Below are 26,043 nucleotides of genomic sequence, written 5' to 3'. Positions count from 1 at the left end.
CCACTTGGGTATGAGGTGAAGCTATGTTAAACCGCGAGCTCGAAGTCACCCTCAATTTAGCCTTCAAGGAGGCTCGTTCGAAGCGTCATGAATTCATGACCGTCGAACATCTCCTGCTGGCCCTATTGGATAATGAGGCTGCCGCCACCGTTTTGCGTGCCTGCGGCGCAAACCTCGACAAACTCAAGCATGACCTGCAGGAGTTCATCGACTCCACCACGCCATTGATTCCCGTTCATGACGAAGATCGCGAAACCCAGCCAACCCTGGGCTTCCAGCGTGTACTGCAGCGTGCTGTTTTTCACGTACAGAGCTCGGGCAAACGCGAAGTAACCGGCGCTAACGTGCTGGTTGCCATCTTCAGTGAGCAAGAGAGTCAGGCGGTGTTCCTGCTGAAACAGCAGAGCGTTGCGCGCATCGATGTCGTCAACTACATCGCCCATGGCATTTCCAAAGTGCCGGGGCATGGCGATCACTCTGAAGGTGAACAAGATATGCAGGACGACGAGGGCGGTGAGTCTTCTTCTTCAGGCAATCCTCTGGATGCTTATGCCAGCAACCTCAACGAACTTGCGCGCCAGGGTCGAATAGATCCGCTGGTCGGCCGTGAGTCGGAAGTCGAGCGTGTCGCGCAGATTCTCGCACGTCGGCGCAAAAACAATCCGCTGCTGGTCGGCGAAGCAGGCGTGGGTAAAACCGCGATTGCCGAAGGCCTGGCCAAGCGCATTGTCGACAACCAGGTGCCGGATCTGTTGGCGGGTAGCGTCGTTTATTCGCTTGATCTCGGTGCTCTGCTCGCGGGCACCAAGTATCGCGGTGATTTCGAGAAGCGCTTCAAAGCGCTGCTAAATGAACTGAAAAAACGTCCGCAAGCCATTCTGTTTATCGACGAGATCCACACCATTATTGGTGCGGGCGCTGCGTCGGGCGGGGTTATGGACGCTTCGAATCTGCTCAAACCGCTGTTGTCGTCTGGCGACATTCGCTGCATCGGTTCGACCACGTTCCAGGAATTCCGTGGCATCTTCGAGAAGGATCGTGCCTTGGCGCGTCGCTTCCAGAAGGTTGATGTCGTCGAGCCGTCGGTGGAAGACACCATCGGTATCCTGCGCGGCCTGAAAGGGCGTTTCGAGCAGCACCACAACATCGAATACAGCGACGAAGCACTGCGTGCCGCTGCTGAACTGGCGTCGCGTTACATCAATGATCGGCACATGCCGGACAAAGCCATTGATGTGATCGACGAGGCGGGCGCCTATCAGCGCCTGCAACCGGTCGAGAAGCGCGCCAAGCGCATCGAAGTGCCGCACGTCGAAGACATCGTGGCGAAGATCGCGCGGATCCCGCCGAAGCACGTCACCAGTTCCGATAAGGAACTGCTGCGTAACCTGGAGCGTGACCTGAAGCTGACGGTGTTTGGTCAGGACGCGGCGATCGATTCGCTGTCGACTGCGATCAAACTGTCCCGTGCCGGCCTCAAGTCGCCTGACAAGCCAGTCGGTTCGTTCCTGTTCGCCGGCCCGACCGGTGTCGGTAAAACCGAGGCCGCGCGGCAATTGGCCAAGGCGTTGGGCATTGAACTGGTTCGCTTCGACATGTCCGAGTACATGGAGCGCCACACCGTATCGCGTCTGATCGGTGCGCCTCCAGGCTATGTCGGTTTCGACCAGGGCGGTCTGTTGACCGAAGCGATCACCAAGCAGCCGCATTGCGTATTGCTGCTCGACGAAATCGAGAAAGCGCATCCGGAAGTCTTCAACCTGCTGTTGCAGGTGATGGATCACGGCACGCTGACCGATAACAACGGGCGCAAGGCGGACTTCCGCAACGTGATTGTGATCATGACCACTAACGCCGGTGCTGAAACGGCGGCACGGGCTTCGATCGGTTTCACCCATCAGGATCACTCGTCTGATGCGATGGAAGTGATCAAGAAGAGCTTCACGCCGGAGTTCCGTAACCGTCTGGACACCATTATTCAGTTTGGTCGCCTCAGTCATGAGGTTATCAAAAGTGTGGTGGACAAGTTCCTTACCGAGCTTCAGGCGCAACTGGAAGACAAGCGTGTGTTGCTGGAAGTGACTGACGCGGCGCGTAGCTGGATCGCGGCGGGTGGTTATGATGCGGCGATGGGTGCGCGTCCGATGGCTCGTCTGATTCAGGACAAGATCAAGCGTCCGCTGGCGGAGGAGATCTTGTTTGGTGAGTTGGCTGAGCATGGTGGGGTTGTTCATATCGATATCAAGGATGGTGAGTTGACCTTTGATTTCGAGACCACTGCTGAGATGGCTTGATCGTTGTTGTTTCGCTGAGGGCGCCTTCGGGCGCCCTTTTTGTTGTTTGTTGTTTGGGTTTTTTGGGTGAATATCCGTTGTTGTGGTGATGGCTGGTTAGGGTTCCGCCCTTACGGCGGGTCACTTTTGGCAAACGCCCCAAAAGTAACCAAAAGGTCTGTGCCCTGACGTTCGGCCCTCGCTAATGCTCGGGTTCCTTCGCTCCGGGATCGATCCGGGGGGCAGCGCCTACGGTTTGCTTCGCTGCACCTCCTCTCGCTGTGTTTGGCTGCGCCAAACGGTCGCTACGCTCCCACCCCCGGATCAATCCCTCCACTCAGCCTGCCGACGGGCTCTAAGATCAAAAGCAGGCGAGCTGACACTCGGCCTATTGAGTGGTGAAGAGCGGGGCGCGCACGGCTTTTTGATTTGCGCTGGATTCGCCCCTCACCCCAGCCCTCTCCCGGGGGAGAGGGAGCCGATGGTGGGCCTTTCAAAATGTGCATTCAACTCGGTATCGCAAGTCGGCGTATCTCTCCCAATCCACGTGATCAGTCCCCTCTCCCTCCGGGAGAGGGCTAGGGTGAGGGGCTTTTGATGTGGCTCTTGATCTTCAGCCCCTTCGGCAGGCCGAGCGTAGGTGCCCATCAGGGGTAGGCGCGTAGCGCCATGCGGCGCAGCCGCATACATCGAGAGGAGGTGCAGTGAAGCAAACCGTAGGCGATGCCCCCTGATGGGCACCGTAGCGAGGAAACGCTGAGCCTAAGCGAAGTGCCGTACGCCGGGGCCAAGCCTTTTGGGTTACCTTTTCGGCGTCTGGAAAAGGTGACTCGCTGTAAGAGCGAAACCGCCAGCGGCATCACCCGCAGCAACGGATATGCCCCCAAAACCCAAAACCCCAAAAAACGCACAAACAAAAACGCCCGGCATAAACCGGGCGTCTTGTATTGACCTGATTAACGAGCGCGGTAAGTAATGCGCCCTTTGCTCAAGTCATAGGGCGTCAGCTCGACGCGCACTTTGTCACCGGTAAGAATACGAATGTAGTTCTTGCGCATCTTGCCGGAAATATGCGCGGTTACGACGTGCCCATTTTCCAACTCCACACGAAACATGGTGTTGGGCAGGGTGTCGACGACAGTGCCTTCCATTTCGAAGCTGTCTTCTTTCGACATGCAGTAAAGCCCTCGGTATCCAATGAATGGCCCGGTGCAACTGCGCCAGGCAAAAGCGGCGTGCATTGTGCCCGAAAAATGGGGTTTACGCCAAGGGGTTTAGGGCTTTGGTTTAGTTGAGGATGACCCAACGCTGATTAATCAGCAGTTCGATGGGGCGATATTGGGTTTTGTAGTTCATCTTTTTGCAGTTCTTGATCCAATAACCGAGGTAAACCGCCTCCAGCCCCAGGCGCTGGCTCTCGCTGATCTGCCAGAGGATGCCGAAGCGGCCAAGGCTACGGCGCTCTTCCGCCGGTTCGTAAAAGGTGTACACCGCCGACAAGCCATTAGGCAGCAAATCGGTTACCGCCACGGCGAGCAACCGTCCGTCGAGACGAAACTCATAAAAACGCGAGAAGGGCAGATCACGCACGAGAAACGTCGAGAATTGATCACGGCTCGGCGGGTACATGTCGCCGTCAGCGTGGCGTTGTTCGATGTAGCGCTGATATAGATCGAAATATTCTTCGCTGAATTGCGGTTTGACCGGGCGCACCTGCAAATCGGCGTTGCGCTTGAAAATGCGTTTCTGCTGACGATTGGGGGTGAACTGTGCGACGGGGATGCGCGCAGGCACGCACGCATTGCAGTTCTGGCAATGCGGACGGTACAGATGATCGCCGCTGCGACGAAAGCCCATTTCCGACAGGTCTGCGTAGACATGCACATCCATGGGCTGACTCGGGTCGAGAAACAGGGTGGTAGCCTGCTCCTCAGGCAGATAACTGCAAGAGTGAGGTTGAGTGGCATAGAACTTCAGACGCGCCAACTCGGTCATGATCAACCCTCGGGATAAGCTGGTGAATTAAGTGTAAGCCACGCGCGCAAAAGTCGCTCAGCAAACCCAAGTGGCGCGACTGGGTTGATCCAGGTGTCGGGCCAGATAGTCAGCAAATTCCTGACGGGGAATCGAGCGGGCGCCAAGGCTGTGCAGATGATCGGTCGGCATCTGGCAGTCAATCAGCACGAACCCCGAATCTTGCAGATGGCGCACCAGCGTGGCGAAACCGTACTTGGAAGCGTTGTCGGCGCGGCTGAACATCGACTCGCCAAAGAACAGTTGACCCATCGCCAGTCCGTACAGGCCGCCGACCAGTTCGCCCTGATCCCAAACCTCCACCGAATGGGCGAAGCCGCGTCGATGCAATTCAACGTAGGCGTCCTGCATCGCTTCGGTGATCCACGTGCCATCGGCGTAATCGCGGGGTGCGGCGCAGGCGCGAATGACCGCGTCGAAGTCTTTATCGAAGGTGACTTGATAGCGTTCCTTGCGCAGGAGTTTGCCCAAGCTGCGCGAGACGTGCAGTTCGTCGGGAAACATCACCGTGCGCGGATCCGGCGACCACCAGAGAATCGGCTGGCCTTCGGAAAACCATGGAAAGCAGCCGTGACGATACGCCTGAATCAAACGATCGGCGGACAGATCACCGCCGGCGGCGAGCAGTCCGTTGGGTTCGCGCATGGCCTTTTCCAATGGCGGAAAAGTCAGGGAGTTGCGTTGTAACCAAGTCAGCATGGCATCCAGGCTTGCAGAAGGGGAGGGCGGGGCGGGCTGTTCGGCCCGCGATAAAGTGTGCCGTTAAATGACAGGAAAGTCGTCCAGAGACTGCTCGCTCATGCAGCCGAATGGACGCGGCTGCAACTTGGCGTCGAGGCTGTGGTCGTAAACGATCGCTATGGCAGCCCGTGTGGCGTGTTGATGTAAGCGTTCCATCCGCGCCGGGCCGGAGTTGAGGATGATCAGGCGTGAATGCTTCGCTGCGTTCATCAAATACACCTCATAAGCCTTTGTCACAAAAGGTAATGCATGCTCAAATTGGCCCACGGGTTTTGTGTGCTTGACTATGCTTTACCCTGGGGTTTGAAGCATGGCATCGCACGTACAAACCCGTACAATGCCGGGCTGTTACAGAATATTCGCGTTGTGCCGTGTTTTTAAAAGCCACGGCGCAGTGTTAAAAGTAGTCTCAGTTGCGCTCGTTCACTTTGTTACCTGCCTGGATTGGGCAGTTTTTTATCGTCATTCAATAGATGGACGCGCCATTGGCGCAGGAAAAGTAGCGTTTTGAAGAAATCCACCGCAGCACCCAAAACTGTCGTTCCGCTCTGGCGCCAACAGTTGCACTACCGGCTCAAGGAAGGTGCATTGATCGCCATCGGCGCTTTGTGCCTGTTCCTGATGATGGCCTTGCTCACCTACGGCAAGGACGATCCGGGCTGGAGCCACAACAGCAAGATCGACGACGTACAGAATTTCGGCGGCCCGGCGGGCTCCTACAGCGCTGACATCCTGTTTATGGTGCTGGGTTACTTCGCCTACATCTTCCCGTTGCTGCTGGCGATCAAGGCTTATCAGATCTTCCGTCAACGCCACGAACCGTGGCAGTGGAGCGGCTGGCTGTTCTCCTGGCGCCTGATCGGTCTGGTGTTTCTGGTGCTGTCCGGCGCTGCGCTGGCGCATCTGCATTTCCATGCCGCGTCGGGTCTGCCGGCCGGTGCCGGTGGTGCGTTGGGCGAAAGCCTCGGCAATCTGGCGAAGAACGCGCTGAACATTCAGGGCAGCACGTTGTTGTTCATCGCGCTGTTCCTGTTTGGTCTGACGGTGTTCACCGACCTGTCTTGGTTCAAGGTGATGGACATCACCGGCAAGATCACCCTCGACCTGTTCGAATTGTTCCAGGGCGCGCTCAATCGCTGGTGGTCGGCGCGTACTGAGCGCAAGCAACTGGTCGCGCAACTGCGTGAAGTCGATGATCGCGTGCATGACGTGGTCGCGCCGACGGTGACCGACAAGCGCGAACAGGCCAAAGTCAAAGAACGCCTGATCGAACGTGAGCAAGCCCTGAGCAAGCACATGTCCGATCGCGAGAAACAGGTTCCGCCAGTCATCGCTCCGGCCCCGGCCAAAGCGCCCGAGCCAAGCAAGCGCGTGCAGAAAGAGAAACAGGTGCCGTTGTTCGTCGACAGCGCCGTGGAAGGCACCTTGCCGCCGATCTCGATCCTCGATCCGGCGGAAAAGAAACAACTCAATTACTCGCCGGAATCCCTGGCAGCGGTCGGCCACTTGCTGGAGATCAAGCTCAAGGAATTCGGTGTTGAAGTGACCGTCGACTCGATCCACCCGGGTCCGGTGATTACCCGTTACGAAATTCAGCCTGCCGCCGGCGTCAAAGTCAGCCGCATCGCCAACCTCGCCAAAGACCTTGCGCGTTCGCTGGCCGTGACCAGTGTGCGGGTGGTTGAGGTGATTCCGGGCAAGACCACGGTCGGTATCGAGATTCCCAACGAAGACCGGCAGATCGTGCGCTTCTCTGAAGTGCTGTCGACGCCTGAGTACGACAACTTCAAATCGCCGGTCACTTTGGCGCTGGGCCATGACATCGGCGGCAAGCCGGTGATTACTGACCTGGCGAAGATGCCGCACTTGCTGGTGGCCGGTACGACCGGTTCCGGTAAGTCGGTGGGCGTGAACGCGATGATTCTGTCGATCCTGTTCAAGTCTGGCCCGGAAGACGCCAAGCTGATCATGATCGACCCGAAGATGCTGGAACTGTCGATCTACGAAGGCATCCCGCACCTGCTGTGCCCGGTCGTGACCGACATGAAGGACGCTGCCAACGCCCTGCGCTGGAGCGTTGCCGAGATGGAACGCCGCTACAAGCTGATGGCGAAGATGGGCGTGCGTAACCTGTCCGGCTTCAACGCCAAGGTCAAGGAAGCCCAGGACGCCGGCGAGCCATTGAGCGATCCGCTGTACAAGCGCGAAAGCATCCACGACGAAGCGCCGCTGTTGCAGAAGCTGCCGACCATCGTCGTGGTCGTCGATGAGTTCGCCGACATGATGATGATCGTCGGCAAGAAGGTTGAAGAGCTGATCGCCCGTATTGCGCAGAAGGCGCGTGCGGCCGGTATTCACTTGATCCTCGCGACCCAGCGGCCGTCGGTGGACGTGATCACCGGTCTGATCAAAGCGAACATTCCGACGCGTATGGCGTTCCAGGTGTCGAGCAAGATCGACTCCCGGACGATCATCGATCAGGGCGGCGCCGAACAACTGCTTGGCCACGGTGACATGCTCTACATGCCGCCGGGCACCAGCCTGCCGATCCGGGTTCACGGCGCGTTCGTCTCCGACGAAGAAGTTCACCGTGTGGTGGAAGCGTGGAAACTGCGCGGCGCTCCTGAATACAACGACGACATCCTCAACGGTGTCGAAGAGGCGGGCAGCGGCTTTGAAGGCAGCAGCGGTGGCGGCGATGGCGATGATCCGGAAGCTGACGCGCTGTATGACGAAGCCGTGCAATTCGTCCTCGAAAGCCGTCGCGCCTCGATTTCTGCTGTGCAGCGCAAGCTGAAGATCGGCTACAACCGCGCCGCCCGGATGATCGAAGCCATGGAAATGGCCGGGGTCGTCACCTCAATGAACACCAACGGTTCGCGTGAAGTCCTGGCCCCGGGCCCGGTTCGCGACTGAAGCCAGAAGCAAGAGGCGGGACAATGATGTTCCGCCGCTCTCCCAACAAGTATTCAAGAGGACTCCCATGCGTCTTATCCGCATGCTGTTGCCAGTACTGGCGTTGACCACCCTCACGGCTCACGCCGATGACAAGGACGTGGCGCGTCTGACCCAATTGCTGGAAACATCGAAAACCCTGACTGCCAACTTCTCGCAGCTGACCCTCGACGGCGGCGGCACCCAGTTGCAGGAAACCACCGGCAACATGACCCTGCAGCGCCCGGGCCTGTTCTACTGGCACACCAACGCGCCGGCCGAGCAGACCATGGTCTCTGATGGCAAGAAAGTCACCCTGTGGGATCCGGATCTGGAACAGGCGACCATCAAGAAACTCGACGAGCGTCTGACCCAGACCCCGGCGCTGCTGCTGTCCGGTGACGTGTCGAAGATCAGCCAGAGCTTCGACATCACCGCGAAAGAAGCGGGCGGCGTGATCGACTTCACGCTGAAGCCGAAAACCAAAGACACCCTGTTCGACAACCTGCGCCTGTCGTTCCGCAACGGTTTGCTCAACGACATGCAACTGATCGACAGCGTCGGCCAACGCACCAACATCCTGTTCACCGGGGTGAAGGCCAACGAGCCAGTGCCGGCCTCCAAGTTCAAGTTCGACATCCCCAAGGGTGCGGATGTGATCCAGGAATAATGCACACGCTCTGTGGACGGGCTTTTGTGGCGAGGGGATTTATCCCCGATGGGCTGCGAAGCAGCCCCAGAACCTGCAACCCGGTTGTTTCAGACATACCGCGTTGAATGGTTTCACGACTGCTGCGCAGCCGGTCGGGGATAAATCCCCTCACCACAGGGTTCGCCAAGATTTCAGAAAATTCGAGGTTTCAACGCTACGTGATGGATCTGTTTCGCAGTGCACCGATTGCCCAGCCACTGGCCGCGCGTTTGCGGGCGACCAATCTGGATGAGTACGTCGGTCAGGAGCACGTGCTCGCTCGCGGCAAGCCTCTGCGTGAGGCGCTGGAGCAGGGTGCCCTGCATTCGATGATTTTCTGGGGCCCGCCGGGCGTGGGTAAAACCACCTTGGCGCGCTTGCTCGCGGAAGTCTCGGACGCGCACTTCGAAACCGTTTCAGCAGTGCTCGCCGGGGTCAAAGAGATCCGTCAGGCGGTTGAAATCGCCAAGCAGCAGGCTGGCCAATACGGCAAGCGCACGATTCTGTTCGTCGATGAAGTGCACCGTTTCAACAAGTCGCAGCAGGACGCATTCCTGCCGTACGTGGAAGACGGCACGCTGATCTTCATCGGCGCCACCACCGAAAACCCTTCGTTCGAACTCAACAACGCCTTGTTGTCGCGGGCCCGCGTCTACGTGCTGAAAAGCCTCGACGAAGCGGCGCTGCGCAAACTGGTGCACCGCGCACTCACCGAAGAGCGCGGGCTGGGCAAGCGCAATCTGACCCTCAGCGACGAAGGTTTCCAGATGCTGCTGTCCGCCGCCGATGGCGATGGCCGGCGTCTGCTTAATCTGCTGGAAAACGCCTCCGACCTGGCCGACGACAACAGCGAGATGGGCATTGATTTGCTGCAGAGTCTGCTCGGCGATACGCGTCGGCGCTTCGACAAGGGTGGCGAAGCGTTCTACGACCAGATCTCGGCGCTGCACAAATCGGTACGCGGTTCCAACCCCGACGGCGCGCTGTACTGGTTCGCGCGGATGATCGACGGTGGTTGCGATCCGCTGTACCTGGCCCGGCGCGTGGTGCGCATGGCCAGCGAAGACATCGGCAATGCCGACCCGCGCGCGCTGAGCCTGTGCCTCGCCGCGTGGGAAGTGCAGGAGCGCCTCGGCAGTCCGGAGGGCGAGTTGGCCGTGGCGCAAGCCATCACCTATCTGGCCTGCGCGCCGAAAAGCAACGCGGTGTACATGGGTTTCAAAACTGCCCTGCGCGCCGCCGCCGAGCACGGTTCGTTGGAAGTACCCCTGCATCTGCGCAACGCGCCGACCAAACTGATGAAACAGTTGGGCTACGGCGACGAATACCGTTACGCCCACGATGAACCGGACGCTTATGCCGCCGGCGAAGACTATTTTCCGGACGAACTCGACCCGATCCCGTTCTACCAACCGGTGCCGCGTGGCCTGGAGTTGAAGATCGGCGAGAAGCTCAACCACCTCGCCCAACTCGATCGTTTAAGTCCTCGGCAGCGGAGAAAATAGTGCTTCCATTGATCATTGCGGTGTCTGCCGGCGGCGTTGCTGGCACTTTGTTGCGCTTCGCCACCGGCAATTGGATCAACGCCAATTGGCCGCGGCACTTCTATACCGCGACGCTGGCCGTTAATATCGTGGGCTGCCTGCTGATCGGCGTGTTGTATGGCCTGTTTTTGATACGCCCGGAAGTGCCGATCGAGGTGCGTGCCGGGTTGATGGTCGGCTTCCTCGGGGGCCTGACGACTTTTTCATCCTTTTCACTGGATACGGTGCGCCTGCTGGAAAGCGGGCAAGTGCCGCTGGCCCTGGGCTATGCGGCACTCAGCGTATTCGGCGGGCTGCTCGCGACGTGGGCTGGCCTGTCTTTGACCAAACTTTGATAACGAGAAACCGACATGCTCGATTCCAAACTGTTACGTAGCAACCTTCAGGACGTAGCGGACCGCCTGGCTTCCCGTGGCTTTGCCCTGGATACCGCGCGCATCGAAGCGCTGGAAGAACAGCGCAAGACCGTCCAGACCCGCACCGAAGCACTGCAGGCTGAGCGTAACGCGCGTTCCAAATCCATCGGTCAGGCCAAGCAGCGCGGCGAAGACATCGCGCCGTTGATGGCGGACGTCGAGCGCATGGCGGGCGAATTGAGTGCCGGTAAAGTCGAACTGGACGCGATCCAGACCGAACTGGACTCGATCGTGCTGGGCATTCCTAACCTGCCGCACGAATCCGTGCCGGTCGGCAAAGACGAAGACGACAACGTCGAAGTGCGCCGCTGGGGCACGCCGACTGCTTTCGATTTCGAAGTGAAAGACCACGTTGCCCTCGGCGAGAAGTTCGGCTGGCTGGACTTTGAAACCGCTGCCAAGCTGTCCGGCGCGCGTTTCGCTCTGCTGCGTGGCCCGATCGCCCGTCTGCACCGCGCGCTGGCGCAGTTCATGATCAATCTGCACGTCAACGAGCACGGCTACGAAGAGGCTTACACGCCTTATCTGGTTCAGGCGCCGGCGCTGCAAGGCACCGGTCAACTGCCGAAATTCGAAGAAGACCTGTTCAAGATCGCCCGCGAAGGCGAAGCCGATCTGTACCTGATCCCGACTGCCGAAGTGTCGCTGACCAACATCGTCGCTGGCGAAATCGTTGATTCGAAACTGCTGCCGATCAAATTCGTTGCCCACACCCCGTGCTTCCGCAGTGAAGCCGGTGCATCGGGTCGCGACACTCGCGGCATGATCCGTCAGCACCAGTTCGACAAAGTTGAAATGGTGCAAATCGTTGAGCCGTCGACCTCGATGGAAGCGCTGGAAGGCCTGACCGCCAACGCTGAAAAAGTCCTGCAACTGCTCGGTCTGCCGTATCGCACCCTGGCGCTGTGCACCGGCGACATGGGCTTCAGCGCGGTCAAGACTTACGATCTGGAAGTGTGGATTCCGAGCCAGGACAAGTACCGCGAAATTTCGTCGTGCTCGAACTGCGGCGACTTCCAGGCCCGTCGGATGCAAGCGCGTTTCCGCAACCCGGAAACCGGCAAACCTGAGCTGGTGCACACCTTGAACGGTTCCGGCCTGGCCGTAGGCCGTACCCTGGTTGCCGTGCTGGAAAACTACCAGCAGGCCGACGGTTCGATCCGTGTGCCGGACGTACTGAAGCCGTACATGGGTGGCCTTGAGGTCATCGGCTAAATGAAATATCTGCCGCTGTTTCACAACCTGCGCGGCAGTCGTGTGTTGGTCGTCGGTGGGGGGGAAATTGCCTTGCGCAAATCCCGCCTGCTGGCCGATGCCGGTGCGCTGCTGCGGGTGGTCGCACCTGAAATCGAATCGCAGCTGCGTGAGCTGGTCGCAGCCTCGGGCGGCGAATGCCTGTTGCGCGGTTACGTCGAGGCGGATCTGGACGGTTGCGGGCTGATCATCGCCGCCACCGACGATGAAACGCTGAACGCACAAGTCTCCACCGATGCTCACAAGCGCTGCGTGCCGGTCAACGTGGTCGACGCGCCTGCCTTGTGCAGCGTGATCTTCCCGGCGATCGTCGATCGCTCGCCGCTGATCATCGCCGTGTCCAGTGGCGGCGATGCGCCGGTGCTGGCGCGACTGATTCGCGCCAAGATCGAAACCTGGATTCCCTCGACTTACGGTCAGTTGGCCGGGCTCGCCGCACGTTTCCGTAATCAGGTGAAAAGCCTGTTTCCGGATGTACAGCAGCGTCGTGGATTCTGGGAGGACGTGTTCCAAGGGCCGATTGCCGACCGCCAACTGGCCGGGCAGGGCGCTGAGGCCAAGCGTCTGTTGCAAGCCAAGATTGATGGCGAAGCGACCGTCACCACCGGTGAAGTGTATTTGGTCGGCGCAGGGCCGGGTGATCCGGATCTGCTGACGTTCAAGGCTTTGCGTCTGATGCAGCAAGCCGATGTGGTGTTGTACGACCGTTTAGTCGCACCAGCGATTCTTGAGTTGTGCCGTCGCGATGCCGAGCGCGTGTATGTCGGCAAGCGCCGTTCAGATCATGCCGTGCCGCAGGATCAGATTAACCAGCAACTGGTTGATCTGGCCAAGGCCGGCAAGCGCGTGGTGCGCTTGAAGGGCGGTGATCCGTTTATCTTTGGCCGTGGCGGCGAAGAGATCGAAGAACTGGCGGCGCACGGGATTCCATTTCAGGTCGTGCCGGGGATTACCGCAGCCAGTGGTTGCGCGGCGTATGCCGGGATTCCGCTGACCCATCGTGATTACGCGCAGTCAGTGCGCTTTGTCACCGGGCATTTGAAGGACGGTTCGACCGACCTGCCCTGGGCCGACCTCGTCGCCCCGGCGCAGACGCTGGTGTTCTACATGGGCCTGGTGGGCTTGCCGGTGATCTGCGAGCAGTTGATCAAGCACGGTCGCGCGGCGGATACCCCGGCGGCGTTGATTCAGCAGGGCACCACGGTCAATCAGCGAGTCTTTACCGGCACGCTGGCGGATCTGCCACGCATGGTGGCGGAGCATGAAGTGCATGCGCCGACATTGGTGATCGTGGGGGAAGTGGTGCAACTGCGCGAGAAACTGGCGTGGTTTGAAGGGGCTCAGGCGCAGGTCTGAGTCAGATCAAAAGATCGCAGCCTTCGGCAGCTCCTACAGAGAACGCATTCTCATGTAGGAGCTGCCGAAGGCTGCGATCTTTTGATTTTTGCTGTTAGCCCTTCAACCAAACCCCTTTGCCACCCAACCGCGCCCGATCATGGGCCGCCGTGAAATCCTGCTCCGGCCCCTTCGGCACAATCCCCGTCGGGTTAATCGTCTTGTGACTGCCGTAGTAGTGATTTTTGATGTGCTGAAAATCCACCGTCTCGCCAATCCCCGGCAGCTGATACACCTCACGCAGCCAGTTCGACAGGTTCGGATAATCGGCAATCCGCCGCAGGTTGCATTTGAAGTGCCCGTGATACACCGCGTCAAAACGAATCATTGTGGTGAACAGGCGCACATCGGCTTCGGTCAGGTACTCGCCGGTCAGATAGCGATTCGCACCTAAAACCCGCTCCAGATGATCGAGCTCAGCAAACACCTCATCGAACGCTTGTTCATAGGCCTGTTGCGACGTGGCAAACCCCGCGCGGTACACGCCGTTGTTTACGGCTGGATAGATTCGATCGTTCAGCGCATCGATCTCGCTGCGCAGTGGCGCCGGGTAGAAGTCCAGCTCATTGCCGGTCAAGCCATCAAACGCGCTGTTGAACATGCGGATGATCTCCGCTGACTCATTACTGACGATGCGTTTGAGCTTTTTGTCCCACAGCACCGGCACGGTGACGCGGCCGGTGTAGTCGGCGGTGTCAGCGGTGTAGCGCTGATGCATGAATTCAAAGCCATCGAGTTTGTCGCCGGTCGAGCCCAGCGCGTTGTCGAACGTCCAGCCGTTTTCCAGCATCAACCAACTGACCACCGAAACGTCGATCAGACTTTCCAGACCTTTGAGTTTGCGCAGGATCAGCGTGCGATGTGCCCATGGACAGGCGAGTGACACGTAGAGGTGATAGCGACCGGCCTCGGCGGCAAAACCACCTTCACCGCTCGGGCCGGGCTCGCCGTTGGCGGTTACCCAGTTACGGCGTTGTGCCTGTTCGCGCTGGAACGCGCCGTCTTTGCTGCTTTCGTACCACTTGTCCTGCCAGTGGCCATCGACGAGTAAACCCATGATCAAGACTCCGTAAATCAGTAAACGTTGGAGTCGAGTCTATTCCTGTGAGTTCGAACAAAAAGCGCAAAGATCGGGCGTGAATGATCGGTTAAATCGATTTGTCCCGCGCGGCCCAGTATTGCTCGGCGGTTTCGAAGGCTTGTTCACGCGGTTGGCCTAGCCCGCGCAGGGCCAGCGCCATCGTCGAAATCAGCGCCATTTGTGGGTAGCTGTCGACCACATCGCCGCGCCACACGGCTTTCAGGTGCTCGACATCCAGCGACGATGGTTTGACGTGACGTTGCGCCGACAGTTGCGGCCATTCTTCGTCCCAGCTCTCGCCGCCGGTAGTGCCGTAGAGATGACTGTCGGCATCCGGGTTGATCTCGATTTCGCCGCCATCACCCTTGACCACAATCGCTGTGTCGCCGAGCAGGCCGCTGGCATCGCGGTGCACCGCTTGGTAGCCGGGGTGGAAAATACTTTGCAGCCCGCAGCGTGCGCTCAGTGGATTGAGAATCCGCGCCAGCGAATGAATCGGCGAGCGCAGACCCAGGGTGTTGCGCAGATCGATCATGTTCTGCAACTGCGGCGCCCAGTCCACCAGCGGCATAAATGCGAGGCCGCCGTTGTCCAGCGCCGTGCCGACCTGTTGCCAGGTGCGACACAACGGGATGTTCAACTCGCCGAGCAGTTGCTCGCTGTACAGCCGCCCGGCGGTGTGCGCGCCGCCGCCGTGCATGAAGATGCGCACGCCGTTCTGCGCCAGGCACTTGGCGGCCAGCAGGTACCACGGCAGATGGCGCTTCTTACCGGCGTAGGTCGGCCAATCCAGATCGACATTCAGCGCAGGCGCCTGCAAGCGTTCACGCAAGGCTTCGGTGAAACCGGCCATTTCCTCGGCGCTTTCTTCCTTGTGGCGCAGCAACATCAGGAACGCACCGAGCTGGGTGTCCTCGACCTTGTCGTCGAGCACCATGCCCATGGCTTCGCGCGCTTCTTCGCGCGTCAGGTCACGGGCGCCGCGTTTGCCCTTGCCGAGGATGCGTACGAACTGGGCGAATGGATGTTCAGCAGGCGTTTCGAGGGTCAGCGCTGGAAAGTCGGTCATAAGCAATTCGTCGGTTTGGGCAGGCCCGCCAGTTTTGCGGCGAGTTTGGCAGGGGTGCCTTTGAACAGTCGGTTCAGGTGCAGGCTGTTGCCTTTTTCCACACCGAGTTTCAGCGCGGTGTACTTGATCAGCGGACGCGTGGCCGGGGACAACTGGAATTCGGCGTAGAAGCTGCGCAGCAATTCGAGGACTTCCCAGTGTTCGGCGGTCAACTCAATCTCTTCGGCGGCGGCGAGGGCGCTGGCGACCTCCTGCGACCAGTCGCTGAGGTCAACGAGGAAGCCGTCCTTGTCCAGTTCGATGGCGCGGGCGCCGACGGTCATGGAATTCATAGCCAGCTGTTGACCTTGTCGTGATGGATCGACAGTTCGACGAAGGCCGGGTAGTCGATCACTTCGGCCCAGTCAGGAACTTGGAGGGCGCGCGCCTGCGCATCTTCGGCCAGAACGAACAATTTGATCTGGCGGCTGTGCAGCGCGGTGAACGGCGCGGTGCCCGGTTGCAACGCGTAGACCGCATCGCCGGACAGCAACAAAGCATCAGCGCCGCCGATCACGCGCAGGCAACTGGTCAGGCGATCGTCGCCGAACGGGGAATGAGACAACACATGCAAAGTCGACATCAGAGGGTGATCACCTGGTCGTAGCGGTCAATAAGGGCGGTGATTTGCTCGGCGGCCAGCGGCTCGGCTTCGTCCAGCGACAACGTGCTGAGACCACGGGCGCTGGCGCTGTCGGCGCAATAGAACAGTTCTTCAACACCGAACATCGGCAGCGCTTGCAGGTTGGCGCTGAGGTCTTTCTGTTGCAGCGCTTTCGCGTTTTGCCCGGCGCTGAGTTGCAGCACGCCGTCATCGAGGAACAGCAAACCGATCGGCAGATCGAACGCACCGCCGGCCAGCACGATGTCCAGCGCTTCGCGGGCGCCGGGGCCCGACCATGGCGACTGGCGGCTGATGATCAACAGGGATTTGGCCATCTCACGCACCTCCAAAGCAGATCAGGCGATCGGCATCTTGCACCGCATCATGCAACTGACCGAGGCCGGACAATTCCCACGGCGCACTGACCGAAATCGCGTCACGCTGATAACGCTTGGCTTCTTCCGCGTTCAGGGCGCCACGGCGCAGGGCGGCGGCGATGCAGACCACACCGTCGAGCTTCTGCTCGGTGATAAACGCGCGCCATTGCTTGGGCAAGTCGAGTTCGTCCTGCGGGGTGACCACCGCGTCGGAGGCGTTGTAGACGCCGTCCTGATAGAAAAACAGCCGGACAATCTCATGCCCACCGGCCAGTGCCGCCTGCGCAAACAGCAGGGCACGGCGCGAGGAGGGCGCATGGGCGGCGGAAAACAACGCGATGGCGAACTTCATGACGGACTCGATCAGCAAAACTGCGGCCATGATAAAGCATTGCGGCCGCCAAAGGATCGCGGAAACCCGATCCCTGTAGGAGCTGCGGCACGCTGCGATCTGTTGATCTTGATTTTAAAAAAACCAGATCAAAAGATCGCAGCCTCGTTTCACTCGTCAGCTCCTACAGGGGATTTGCGGTTAGCGGGGCATGTAGCCGAGTTGCCAGCGTCGCGGGATTCTGAGGGAAAGCAGGCCGATCAACGCGGCCAGCACTGCGCTGACAAACATGGCTTTGAGGCCCAGATGCTGTTCCAGCACCGCCCCGAGAATGGCGCCGATAAACATCCCGCTCCATGGCACCAGTTGCACCCGCCAGCCGCTGCGCCGTTCGCCGAGCATCCAGCGCCCCAGTCCTCGGCCAAATCGCGACAGCGCGCCGGTCACGTAGGTCAGCCCGACCGGCAGGCCATTCACTTCCTCGACCGCCGCGTTGAGCATGCCCATCGCAATGATCGCTGCGAGCAATGCCGGCAGTTGCGCGTCGAACGGCCACGCTGCCGAGGTGCTGAGCAGGGTGGCGATGCACAGCAGCAGCGGCAGCGCGCGTCGCCCACCGAGGCGCGCGACGAGCACGCCCAGGGCATTACCGAGGATGAACGTCGCGACAAGAATCACCAGGCGCAAGGTCAACCCGAGATCACCTTCACTGATCGCCACCGCCAGGCGTGTCGTGTTCCCGCTCATGAACGAGACGAAATCGCCGCTGGCCATGAAACCGATGGCATCGGTCATGCCGGCCAGTACCGACAGGCTGGCGACCAGCGCCAGACCCACGCGTCCGCGCCATTTCTGCGTGTGCAGATGGCCGGGGCTGGCGCGATGAGTCGAGGCGGAAGGCAGCATCGGCGAAAGGATCCTTGGCGTGGCGGTTAAGGTTCTATCCCGTACAGGTCGCAGTATTCCAGCCAGTCCATGCCGGCCATTTCCGCCACCTCGCGATGCACTTCCAGGCGCTGCGCCTGATATTCCTCAGGCGAATCAGCGGTCAGCTGCAACGTCAGTTCCCAGGCAAACAACCCCAGCTTGTCCGCCTCTTCTTCAAACGCCTCATGCAGACGTTCTTCGCGGTATTGCGCCTGGGTTTCTCCCTTAGCCTGAGCCAGCAGAGGATTGAGGTGGTCGAGGCTGTCGCGCAACTCGGGGCGCGCATCGAGAAACAGTTTCAGGGCGTGTTCATGTCGCTGATCGGTAGGCGCCATGGGTTTTCCTTGTGAGGCTGATGACCTTAGGTTGCCGCAGCGGCGAGTGCCTGTCTCGCTATAAATGCAGTAAAGCAGAACGATTTCCGCTTGCGGCGGTGATACAGTCCGCTTTTTTCTGAATGAGCGAATGCAATGCGAATTCTGATGGTAGCGCTGGCGGCGACGGTTCTGGCCGGTTGCGCAGGTTCGGCGATGGACGATGCGCGCACCCAGGCGCCTTATAAAGTCATGACCTCGGACAAAGCCGAGAAGCTCGTGGCGCAGTGCGTGCAATTCGCCTGGCAAGACGAGGCGGTGTTTGGCGTGGACGCGGGGGCTTATCTGCAACCGGGCAAGAAGGGCGGTTCGACGGTGTACACCCGTTCGGCGGAGTCGTTCGTTGACCTGAGCACGGAGCCGTCGGGGACGACGCTGAATTACTACGCGCAGAAAGATGATTTTGTCGCGAAGCGGCGGTTGGCGGCGTTGGCGACTTGCCTGTAACCATCAGTTGATGCAGCTGACGTCTTCGCGGGCAAGCCTTGCTCCTACAGATATTGATCACCGTAGGAGCAAAGCTTGCTCGCGAAGGGGCCGTCACATTCAGTCAATCAACCGCTTCTGGAAAAAATGCCGCTTATGCCCCAGCGGATAATCAACAATCTCACCGCACTCGGTATACCCGACCTTCTTGTAAAACTCCGGCGCCTGAAACGAAAAGGTGTCGAGCCAGATCCCCACGCAATCCTTCTCTCGCGCAAAATCTTCGGCCATCTGCATCAGTTTCGAACCGATGCCCTGACCGCGCCCTTCAATCGGCACGGCCAACAATTCAATAAACAACCAGCGATAAAACGTGTGGCCATACAGGCCGCCGAGCACAGCGTCGTGCTCGTCGCGCACCAACAGCGCGATCGGTTCCCACACCGATGGGCCGGCCTGGGAGACGTTATGCGCGCGCAGTGGCGCCAGAATGGCTGCGCGGTGTTCTTCCGTGGGTGTTTGCGTTAACTCGATGCGCAAGTTCATGCAGGACTTCCTTGTAGGATAATTCGCCAGCGTATCCTGCCCGGTGGTCTGCTTCCAAGTCCCTGCGCAAAACCGGTGGAACCGTCGCTCACGCGTCGCGGTCTAGCTTTTACAGCGTCATTCCAGCACGCGGTTGATGAGGACACGCCATGAATATTTTTGAAGCCCTTCGTGAAAGCCACGACCGCCAGCGCACTTACGCGAAAAGCCTGATCAAAACCAGCGGTGACACCCCGGAGCGGGTTGAGGCTTACAAACTGCTCAAAGATGAACTGCAAGCCCACGAAACCGCCGAAGAACGTCACTTCTACATTCCGTTGATGGAGTGCGATGCCGGTGTCGACCTCAGTCGTCACGCGATTTCCGAGCACCATGAAATGGACGAGATGATGGAAGAACTCGACGAGACCGAGATGTCGAGCCCAGCGTGGTTGGCGACGGCGAAGAAGTTGTCGGAGAAGGTGCATCACCACCTGGAGGAAGAAGAGCAGAAGTTCTTCCAGATGGCCGGCAAATTGCTCAATGAGAAGCAGAAGGTGCAGCTCGCCGGGCAATATGAAAAAGAGTATCAGGAGCAGGTCGAGGCTAAGTAGATCAAAAGATCGCAGCCTTCGGCAGCTCCTACAGGAGATCGAATTGCAAATGCAGGAGCTGCCGCGGGCTGCGATCTTTTGACGTTAAAGCTCCCTCCAGCGTCAGCAAATGCTCCTTGGCCTCCAGCCCGCCCGCAAACCCGGTGAGTTTCCCCGACGCACCGATCACCCGATGACACGGCGCCACAATCGAAATCGGATTACGCCCATTCGCTGCGCCCACTGCCCGCACCGCTGAAGGATTACCGATCTGCGCGGCAATCTGGCTGTAGCTGCGCGTCTCGCCAAACGGAATCGTCAGCAACGCCGCCCACACCTGTTTCTGAAAATCAGTGCCGACAAAATCCAGCTCCAGATCGAAGCGATCGCGGGTGCCGGAAAAATATTCTTGCAGCTGCCGAGCGGTTTTTATCAGGATCGGATTGTCTGGTGCTGCGCTCATCGGCCCGAGGCGCACGCGGTTCGGTTTGTCGTTTTCCCAGAGGATGGCCGCCAGTCGTGAACCGTTCGCGACCAGCTTCAACTCGCCGACGGGCGAGGGCAGGGTGATGAAGGTAAAAGCCATGCAGGCCAGCTCCGGTTCAGGGCATCGATGGCGCTCAGCATACTGCCTGCGCGGGGAGGCGCAATGCGCAATCGCGACCATACTGCTTGTTGCTCTTGAAGCGTTCGCCTCTGTTTTGCACAGACCCTAAAAACAAAAAAGAGATCGACTCATGAAGTACGAACCTTTGGCCAAATCGCTGATAGCGACCTCATTGGCACTCAGCTGTCTGATGGCTCACGCGGCCTCGGTCGCACCGGTCGCCGCCGAAAACGGCATGGTAGTCACCGCGCAGCATCTGGCGACCCACGTCGGCGTCGATGTGTTGAAAAGCGGCGGCAACGCGGTGGATGCCGCCGTCGCGGTGGGTTATGCGCTGGCGGTGGTTTACCCCGCAGCCGGCAACCTCGGCGGTGGCGGTTTCATGACCATTCAACTGGCCGACGGGCGCAAGACCTTCCTCGATTTCCGCGAAAAAGCGCCGCTGGCCGCGACCGCCAATATGTATCTGGACAAGGAAGGCAACGTCATTCCTGATCTGAGCACGCGCGGCCACTTGGCGGTCGGCGTACCGGGCACCGTCTCCGGCATGGAACTGGCGCTGAGCAAGTACGGCACCAAACAACGCAAGGACATGATCGCCCCGGCCATCAAACTGGCTGAAGACGGTTTCGAACTGGAGCAGGGCGACGTCGAGCTGCTGGAATACGCCACCGATGTGTTCAAAAAGGACATTCGCGATTCCGGCTCGATCTTCCTGCACAACGGCGAACCGATGCAGGTCGGGCAGAAACTGGTGCAGAAGGATCTGGCTAAAACCCTGCGCACCATTTCCGAAAAAGGCACCGACGGCTTCTATAAAGGCTGGGTCGCCGATGCGATCGTGACGTCGAGTCAGGCCAACAAGGGCATCATCACCCAGGCCGACCTCGACAAATACAAGACCCGCGAACTGGCTCCGGTCGAGTGTGATTACCGTGGCTACCACGTGGTTTCCGCGCCACCGCCAAGCTCCGGCGGTGTGGTGATCTGCCAGATCATGAATATTCTTGAAGGCTATCCGATGAAGGATCTGGGCTTCCATTCGGCCCAGGGCATGCACTACCAGATCGAAGCGATGCGCCACGCGTACGTGGATCGCAACAGCTATCTGGGTGATCCGGATTTCGTCAAAAACCCGATCGAACACCTGCTCGACAAGAACTACGCAACGAAACTGCGCGACGCGATTCAACCGCAGAAGGCTGGCGTCTCGGCCGAGCTGAAACCGGGTACCGCACCGCATGAAGGCAGCAACACCACGCATTATTCGATCGTCGACAAGTGGGGTAACGCGGTTTCGGTCACTTACACCCTCAACGACTGGTTCGGCGCGGGCGTGATGGCGAGCAAGACCGGGGTGATCCTCAACGATGAAATGGACGACTTCACCTCCAAGGTCGGCGTGCCGAACATGTACGGTCTGGTGCAGGGCGAAGCCAACGCGATCGCGCCGGGCAAGGCACCGCTGTCGTCGATGAGCCCGACCATCGTCACCAAGGACGGCAAAGTGGTGATGGTGGTGGGCACGCCGGGCGGTAGCCGGATCATCACCGCGACCTTGCTGACCATGCTCAACGTCATCGACTACGGCATGGGCCTGCAGGAAGCAGTCGATGCGCCGCGCTTCCACCAGCAGTGGATGCCGGAGGAAACCAACCTCGAAGACTTCGCGGCGAGTCCCGACACGAAGAAGATTCTCGAGAGCTGGGGCCACAAGTTTGCCGGCCCGCAGGATGCCAACCACATCGCCGCGATTCTGGTCGGCGCACCGTCGCTGGGCGGTAAGCCGGTTGGCAAAAACCGTTTCTATGGTGCCAACGATCCACGGCGTAATACCGGGTTGTCATTGGGTTACTAAGGCGCGTAAAAACGGGGCGGGCCCATGTCCGCCCCTGTTTCATGGACTGATCAAGGAAGGCTCATCATGACCACCGCATTGCTGATCATCGACGTCCAGCAAGCTCTCTGCTCGGGTGAGTATGAGTGCCATGACATTCTCCGGGTGATCGACACCATCAACGGCCTCAGCCGCCGAGCGCGCACGGCCGGCGTGCAGGTGGTGCTGATTCAGCATGAAGAAAAGGACAGCCCGTTGGCTCATGGCGCGGAAGGCTGGCAACTGGCGGAAGGGCTGGAAACATCGAGCGAGGATTTACGCGTGCGCAAGACCACGCCCGATTCGTTCTATCAGACTGATTTACGCAAACTGCTGCCGAGCGAGGATTTCGAACGCTTGGTCATTTGCGGGTTGCAAACCGACTATTGCATCAACGCGACCGTGCGCCAGGCCCATCAACTGGGCTACGACGTAGTGCTCGCCGCTGACGCACATTCCACCGTCGACAACGGCCCGATGAGCGCCGACGACATCATCGCCGAACACAACAAAGACCTCGCGCACCTGACCGGCTCCGTCGCCCGCATCGACGTAAAACCCGCCGCAACCATTACGTTTTGAAAACACCACACCCCCTGTAGGAGCTGCCGGAGGCTGCGATCTGTTGATCTTGAAAATCATGATCAAAGATCGCAGCCTCGTTTCACTCGACAGCTCCTACAGGGGTTGTGTTTGCAGATGTACTGCGGTCATTCTGCGGTTCAAGTCGCAAACAAAACCCCGCGAATCTCCCCAGCCCTCGGCGCCACAACCCCCTCCAGCACCAACCGCGTAATCGTCTCCGCCGCCCGTTCGTAATCCTCATCCAGCGGCTCTTCGCGTTCCATGATTCGGCCCATCTGCCAGCCAATATTGGTGTACGTGCGCGTCGCCGACCAGATGAACAGCATCAAATGCTCCGGATCCACCGGTGCCAGCAAACCGCGCTCGATCCAGCTGCGCAGACACTCGACATTCCGTCGCGCTTCAGCGTGCAGCAGGTCGCGGCACTCGTCTGGCAACTGCCGCCCGCCGAGCAACAACTCTCCACTGAAAACCTTGGCAATCGCCGGATGCTCGCGGGCAATACGAATCCGCGCAGCGACGTAAGCGCGCAAACCCACCAGCGGATCATCGCTTTCACGCAGCACCGCCGACGCCTCCAGCAACGGTTCGACAAACCCCAGCAAGACTTTCGAGTAGAGGTTTTCCTTGGTCTGGAAGTAGTAATACAGGTTCGCCTTGGGCACGCCGGCGCGGGCGGCGATGTCGCGGGTCTGGGTGGCGTCAAAGCCGTTGGCGGCGAATTCTTCACTGGCAGCGTTGAGGATCAACTGCTCGTTGCGTACGCGGATGGCACTCATGGAAAAACAGTCTGAATAAACAACATGGAAAGATTCTGGCGATTTCGGTTTCGCAATATACAAAACTATATAGCGGTGAAGCCAGCTTACTCGACAGACAGCGCTATGCTGCTTCGATCATTGAATAAACGAGGAAGGGGTCATGACGATTAAGGCTTTGCGCGCCGATACCGCACAGCTGGACGCGGTGGCGCAGTTATTCGACGCTTATCGGGGTTTCTACGAGCAGCCGTCGAATCTGGCACAGTCGCGCGCCTTCATCGCCGAACGCATGGCGGCGGGGGAGTCAGCGATTTTTCTGGCGCAGGAGGAGCACGGTGAAGCGCTGGGATTTGTGCAGTTGTACCCGACGTTTTCCTCCATCGACGCCCACCGCACCTGGCTGCTCAGCGATCTGTTCACCACGCCAGCCGCCCGGGGTCGCGGCGTTGGCCGATTGCTGATGAACACCGCCCGCGCGTTTGCCCTGGAAACCGGCGCGAAGGGGTTGGTGCTGGAAACCGCCACCGACAACGTCACCGCGCAGGGTTTGTACGAGTCGTTGGGGTATGTGCGCGACACCGGTTATTACACTTACGTGCTCGACTTGCGTCAGGGCTGAGGGGATTGCGCGAGTAGCCGCTCGATCTGCGCCAATTCCCAAGTACTGAGCAAACTCACCGGATCAGTGCCATAACGCTGCCAGCCGTCGAGCGCGCCTTCGCGCCCATCGGTATCGCGCGCGTATTCACAGTGATGCAACCGGCCGCCGTCAAAATCCAGCAGCAAGCGCCAGCCTTCGATATCAACGGCAACCAGCCCGGACGCGGAGGGCGCCTCGCATACTTTAAAGGCGAGCACCTCCAGCGCCGCGTCACGCAAACGCTGACAAACTTCGCGAGCGGTTAAAAATGCAGACATGTTCGAACTCGATGAAGACTGAGCGCGCCAGCATAAAGCGCAGGTCGATAACTGTCAGCGATCACTGGCCGCTGCGGGGACAATTCCGTAACATCCGCAACCCACTTTTCCCCGAACACCTGCGGTCGCCGACGTCGGCCGCTCAGTCAGGTAAGCCATGAAACCGATTCGTCTGCGCGCCGATGTCCTGGCCGGACTCACCACCTCGTTTGCCCTGTTGCCCGAATGCATCGCCTTCGCGCTGGTGGCACACCTCAATCCGCTGATGGGCCTGTACGGTGCTTTCATCATCTGCACGTTGACCGCTTTGTTTGGCGGTCGGCCGGGTATGGTCTCCGGCGCGGCGGGTTCGATGGCGGTGGTGATTGTTGCGCTGGTGGTGCAACACGGCGTGCAATACCTGCTGGCGACCGTGCTGCTCGGCGGTTTGATCATGATGGCGTTCGGTTTGCTGCGCTTGGGCAAACTGGTGCGCATGGTGCCGCACCCGGTGATGCTCGGCTTCGTTAACGGTCTGGCGATCATCATTGCCCTGGCGCAACTGGAGCATTTCAAGAACGGTGAGGAATGGCTAAGCGGCACGCCGTTGTACCTGATGGCGGGGCTGGTGGCGCTGACCATGGCGATCGTTTACATCCTGCCGCGCCTGACCAAAGCGGTGCCGCCGGCGCTGGTGGCGATTCTCGGCGTCGGCCTGCTGGTCTATCTGTTCGGCCTGCCGACCCGCACCCTCGGCGACATGGCGCACATCGCCGGTGGTCTGCCGACTTTCGCTTTGCCGGACATCCCGTGGACTCTCGAAACACTGCGCATCATCGCCCCCTACGCGATTCTGATGGCGCTGGTCGGGCTGCTGGAAACACTGCTGACGCTGAACCTCACCGACGAAATCACTGAAAGCCGTGGCTACCCGGATCGTGAATGCGTGGCGTTGGGCGCGGCGAACATGGTCTCGGGCGCGTTTGGCGGCATGGGCGGTTGCGCGATGATCGGCCAGACCGTGATCAACCTCAGCTCCGGCGGGCGCGGACGTTTGTCCGGTGTGGTCGCGGGCGTGCTGATTTTGTTGTTCATTCTGTTTCTATCGCCGCTGATCGAGCGTATCCCACTGGCGGCGCTGGTCGGGGTGATGTTCGTGGTCTCGCAACAGACTTTCGCCTGGGCGTCGTTGCGCGTCATCAACAAAGTCCCGCTCAACGATGTGCTGGTGATCATCGCCGTGACCACCATCACCGTGTTCACCGATCTGGCCACCGCTGTGCTCTGCGGCATCATCATTGCTGCGCTGAACTTCGCCTGGCAGCAGGCGCGCGAGTTGTACGCCGATGAGCACTTTGAGGCCGACGGCAGCAAACTCTATCGCCTGCATGGCACGCTGTTTTTCGCCTCGACCACGCCGTTCCTCAACCAGTTCGACCCGGCGACCGATCCGCAAAAAGTCACCCTCGATTGCCGGCATCTGAGCTTTGTCGATTACTCGGCGATTGCCGCGCTGAAAACCTTGCGTGAACGTTACGCCAAGGCAGGCAAGGATCTGCAGGTATTCCACTTGTCCGAGCGCTGCAAAAAACTGCTGAAACGCGCCGGCGTCGATCACGACTGACACACGGCGCTTACACGACTTTGTGATGAATGTGGACTTGTGGTGAGGGGATAAATCCCCTCACC

28 protein-coding genes and 1 pseudogene are annotated in these 26,043 nt (G+C 59.5%); 13 read left to right on the top strand and 16 right to left on the bottom strand.

The features are described 5' to 3' along the window. Window positions 1-23 precede the first annotated feature (23 nt). Window positions 24-2,294, top strand: a complete 2,271-nt coding sequence (gene clpA / locus AD669_RS16305) for an ATP-dependent Clp protease ATP-binding subunit ClpA (protein ID WP_053121600.1) — start codon at window positions 24-26, stop codon at window positions 2,292-2,294. A 935-nt stretch (window positions 2,295-3,229) separates the two neighbouring features. Here the strand turns inward: clpA and infA are convergent. From infA to AD669_RS16285, 4 genes and pseudogenes are all read right to left on the bottom strand, one after another. Continuing rightward, window positions 3,230-3,448: a translation initiation factor IF-1 gene (infA, locus tag AD669_RS16300; RefSeq protein WP_002553999.1), complete on the bottom strand. Its 219-nt coding sequence runs from the start codon at window positions 3,446-3,448 to the stop codon at window positions 3,230-3,232. Between the two features lie 112 nt (window positions 3,449-3,560). Beyond that, on the bottom strand, window positions 3,561-4,268 hold the full coding sequence (locus AD669_RS16295; protein WP_053121598.1) for an arginyltransferase: 708 nt from the start codon (window positions 4,266-4,268) through the stop codon (window positions 3,561-3,563). A 57-nt stretch (window positions 4,269-4,325) separates the two neighbouring features. Next, window positions 4,326-5,006, bottom strand: a complete 681-nt coding sequence (gene aat / locus AD669_RS16290; RefSeq protein WP_053121596.1) for a leucyl/phenylalanyl-tRNA--protein transferase — start codon at window positions 5,004-5,006, stop codon at window positions 4,326-4,328. Window positions 5,007-5,114: 108 nt separating this feature from the next. Next, window positions 5,115-5,258: pseudogene (locus AD669_RS16285) on the bottom strand (hypothetical protein); the annotation flags it as partial. 297 nt (window positions 5,259-5,555) lie between these two features. Here AD669_RS16285 and AD669_RS16280 point away from each other — a divergent pair. The 6 genes from AD669_RS16280 (at window position 5,556) to cysG (ending at window position 13,243) form a co-directional block, all read left to right on the top strand. Then, window positions 5,556-7,964 carry a DNA translocase FtsK gene (locus AD669_RS16280; protein ID WP_053121593.1) on the top strand — a complete coding sequence of 803 codons (2,409 nt, stop codon included), beginning with the start codon at window positions 5,556-5,558 and terminating at the stop codon, window positions 7,962-7,964. A gap of 67 nt (window positions 7,965-8,031) precedes the next feature. Then, a complete protein-coding gene (gene lolA, locus AD669_RS16275) occupies window positions 8,032-8,652 on the top strand; it encodes an outer membrane lipoprotein chaperone LolA (RefSeq protein ID WP_053121592.1) in 621 nt (206 codons plus the stop codon). A 203-nt stretch (window positions 8,653-8,855) separates the two neighbouring features. Beyond that, window positions 8,856-10,178, top strand: coding sequence for a replication-associated recombination protein A (locus AD669_RS16270; protein WP_053121590.1), 1,323 nt, complete (start codon window positions 8,856-8,858; stop codon window positions 10,176-10,178). After that, the gene (gene crcB, locus AD669_RS16265) at window positions 10,178-10,552 is read left to right on the top strand and encodes a fluoride efflux transporter CrcB (RefSeq protein ID WP_053121588.1); all 375 of its coding nucleotides are present in this window, start codon (window positions 10,178-10,180) and stop codon (window positions 10,550-10,552) included. Before AD669_RS16270 ends, crcB begins: the two co-directional genes overlap by 1 nt. 15 nt (window positions 10,553-10,567) lie before the next feature. Beyond that, the gene (gene serS, locus AD669_RS16260) at window positions 10,568-11,848 is read left to right on the top strand and encodes a serine--tRNA ligase (protein ID WP_053121586.1); all 1,281 of its coding nucleotides are present in this window, start codon (window positions 10,568-10,570) and stop codon (window positions 11,846-11,848) included. Further along, window positions 11,849-13,243, top strand: a complete 1,395-nt coding sequence (cysG, locus tag AD669_RS16255) for a siroheme synthase CysG (protein ID WP_053121585.1) — start codon at window positions 11,849-11,851, stop codon at window positions 13,241-13,243. It abuts the gene before it with no gap. A 94-nt stretch (window positions 13,244-13,337) separates the two neighbouring features. On the opposite strand, the gene AD669_RS16250 is transcribed toward cysG, so the two are convergent. The 8 genes from AD669_RS16250 to AD669_RS16215 all read right to left on the bottom strand — a co-directional run bounded on the left by AD669_RS16250 (window position 13,338) and on the right by AD669_RS16215 (window position 18,045). Then, window positions 13,338-14,339 carry a glutathione S-transferase family protein gene (locus AD669_RS16250; RefSeq protein WP_053121583.1) on the bottom strand — a complete coding sequence of 334 codons (1,002 nt, stop codon included), beginning with the start codon at window positions 14,337-14,339 and terminating at the stop codon, window positions 13,338-13,340. A gap of 91 nt (window positions 14,340-14,430) precedes the next feature. After that, on the bottom strand, window positions 14,431-15,432 hold the full coding sequence (locus AD669_RS16245; RefSeq protein ID WP_053121581.1) for a glycosyl transferase family protein: 1,002 nt from the start codon (window positions 15,430-15,432) through the stop codon (window positions 14,431-14,433). Continuing rightward, on the bottom strand, window positions 15,429-15,764 hold the full coding sequence (locus AD669_RS16240; RefSeq protein ID WP_053121579.1) for a TusE/DsrC/DsvC family sulfur relay protein: 336 nt from the start codon (window positions 15,762-15,764) through the stop codon (window positions 15,429-15,431). The genes AD669_RS16245 and AD669_RS16240 overlap by 4 nt, the downstream gene beginning before the upstream one ends. Next, entirely contained in the window at window positions 15,761-16,054 is a 294-nt protein-coding gene (gene tusB / locus AD669_RS16235) for a sulfurtransferase complex subunit TusB (RefSeq protein WP_053121577.1), read from the bottom strand. The genes AD669_RS16240 and tusB overlap by 4 nt, the downstream gene beginning before the upstream one ends. Then, on the bottom strand, window positions 16,054-16,410 hold the full coding sequence (gene tusC, locus AD669_RS16230; protein ID WP_053121575.1) for a sulfurtransferase complex subunit TusC: 357 nt from the start codon (window positions 16,408-16,410) through the stop codon (window positions 16,054-16,056). The genes tusB and tusC overlap by 1 nt, the downstream gene beginning before the upstream one ends. A gap of 1 nt (window position 16,411) precedes the next feature. After that, window positions 16,412-16,804 (bottom strand): sulfurtransferase complex subunit TusD, encoded by a 393-nt coding sequence (gene tusD, locus AD669_RS16225; RefSeq protein ID WP_053121672.1) that lies wholly within the window; start codon window positions 16,802-16,804, stop codon window positions 16,412-16,414. A 180-nt stretch (window positions 16,805-16,984) separates the two neighbouring features. Beyond that, window positions 16,985-17,689: a YoaK family protein gene (locus AD669_RS16220; protein WP_053121573.1), complete on the bottom strand. Its 705-nt coding sequence runs from the start codon at window positions 17,687-17,689 to the stop codon at window positions 16,985-16,987. A gap of 26 nt (window positions 17,690-17,715) precedes the next feature. After that, window positions 17,716-18,045 carry a DUF6388 family protein gene (locus tag AD669_RS16215; RefSeq protein ID WP_053121571.1) on the bottom strand — a complete coding sequence of 110 codons (330 nt, stop codon included), beginning with the start codon at window positions 18,043-18,045 and terminating at the stop codon, window positions 17,716-17,718. A gap of 135 nt (window positions 18,046-18,180) precedes the next feature. Here AD669_RS16215 and AD669_RS16210 point away from each other — a divergent pair, with 135 nt between their 5' ends. After that, on the top strand, window positions 18,181-18,531 hold the full coding sequence (locus tag AD669_RS16210) for a hypothetical protein (RefSeq protein ID WP_053121569.1): 351 nt from the start codon (window positions 18,181-18,183) through the stop codon (window positions 18,529-18,531). Window positions 18,532-18,630: 99 nt separating this feature from the next. On the opposite strand, the gene AD669_RS16205 is transcribed toward AD669_RS16210, so the two are convergent. Next, on the bottom strand, window positions 18,631-19,056 hold the full coding sequence (locus AD669_RS16205) for an N-acetyltransferase (protein ID WP_053121567.1): 426 nt from the start codon (window positions 19,054-19,056) through the stop codon (window positions 18,631-18,633). 149 nt (window positions 19,057-19,205) lie between these two features. On the opposite strand from AD669_RS16205, the gene AD669_RS16200 reads away from it, so the two are divergent. Next, window positions 19,206-19,649, top strand: coding sequence for a hemerythrin domain-containing protein (locus AD669_RS16200; protein ID WP_053121565.1), 444 nt, complete (start codon window positions 19,206-19,208; stop codon window positions 19,647-19,649). A 28-nt stretch (window positions 19,650-19,677) separates the two neighbouring features. On the opposite strand, the gene AD669_RS16195 is transcribed toward AD669_RS16200, so the two are convergent. Then, entirely contained in the window at window positions 19,678-20,214 is a 537-nt protein-coding gene (locus AD669_RS16195; protein WP_053121563.1) for a methylated-DNA--[protein]-cysteine S-methyltransferase, read from the bottom strand. A gap of 151 nt (window positions 20,215-20,365) precedes the next feature. Here AD669_RS16195 and ggt point away from each other — a divergent pair, with 151 nt between their 5' ends. Together ggt and AD669_RS16185 are read left to right on the top strand one after the other, a co-directional pair. After that, window positions 20,366-22,093, top strand: a complete 1,728-nt coding sequence (gene ggt / locus AD669_RS16190) for a gamma-glutamyltransferase (protein WP_053121561.1) — start codon at window positions 20,366-20,368, stop codon at window positions 22,091-22,093. Window positions 22,094-22,159: 66 nt separating this feature from the next. Continuing rightward, window positions 22,160-22,693 carry a cysteine hydrolase family protein gene (locus tag AD669_RS16185; RefSeq protein WP_053121559.1) on the top strand — a complete coding sequence of 178 codons (534 nt, stop codon included), beginning with the start codon at window positions 22,160-22,162 and terminating at the stop codon, window positions 22,691-22,693. A 140-nt stretch (window positions 22,694-22,833) separates the two neighbouring features. Here the strand turns inward: AD669_RS16185 and AD669_RS16180 are convergent, their stop codons facing one another. Beyond that, a complete protein-coding gene (locus tag AD669_RS16180) occupies window positions 22,834-23,475 on the bottom strand; it encodes a TetR/AcrR family transcriptional regulator (RefSeq protein ID WP_053121557.1) in 642 nt (213 codons plus the stop codon). 142 nt (window positions 23,476-23,617) lie between these two features. Here AD669_RS16180 and AD669_RS16175 point away from each other — a divergent pair, with 142 nt between their 5' ends. Further along, window positions 23,618-24,076: a GNAT family N-acetyltransferase gene (locus tag AD669_RS16175; RefSeq protein ID WP_053121555.1), complete on the top strand. Its 459-nt coding sequence runs from the start codon at window positions 23,618-23,620 to the stop codon at window positions 24,074-24,076. Here AD669_RS16175 and AD669_RS16170 read toward each other — a convergent pair. After that, complete coding sequence (locus AD669_RS16170) at window positions 24,067-24,375, bottom strand: hypothetical protein (protein ID WP_053121553.1); 309 nt, start codon at window positions 24,373-24,375, stop codon at window positions 24,067-24,069. The two genes, AD669_RS16175 and AD669_RS16170, sit on opposite strands and share 10 nt — an antisense overlap. A gap of 157 nt (window positions 24,376-24,532) precedes the next feature. On the opposite strand from AD669_RS16170, the gene AD669_RS16165 reads away from it, so the two are divergent. Continuing rightward, window positions 24,533-25,978, top strand: coding sequence for a SulP family inorganic anion transporter (locus tag AD669_RS16165; RefSeq protein WP_053121551.1), 1,446 nt, complete (start codon window positions 24,533-24,535; stop codon window positions 25,976-25,978). Window positions 25,979-26,043: the final 65 nt, after the last annotated feature.

It is taken from the genome of Pseudomonas sp. P1.31 (assembly GCF_001269815.1).
Classification (GTDB): Bacteria; Pseudomonadota; Gammaproteobacteria; order Pseudomonadales; family Pseudomonadaceae; genus Aquipseudomonas; species Aquipseudomonas rustica.
Note: the sequence above shows the minus strand (reverse complement) of the source record. Positions and strands in the feature narration are given on the sequence as shown.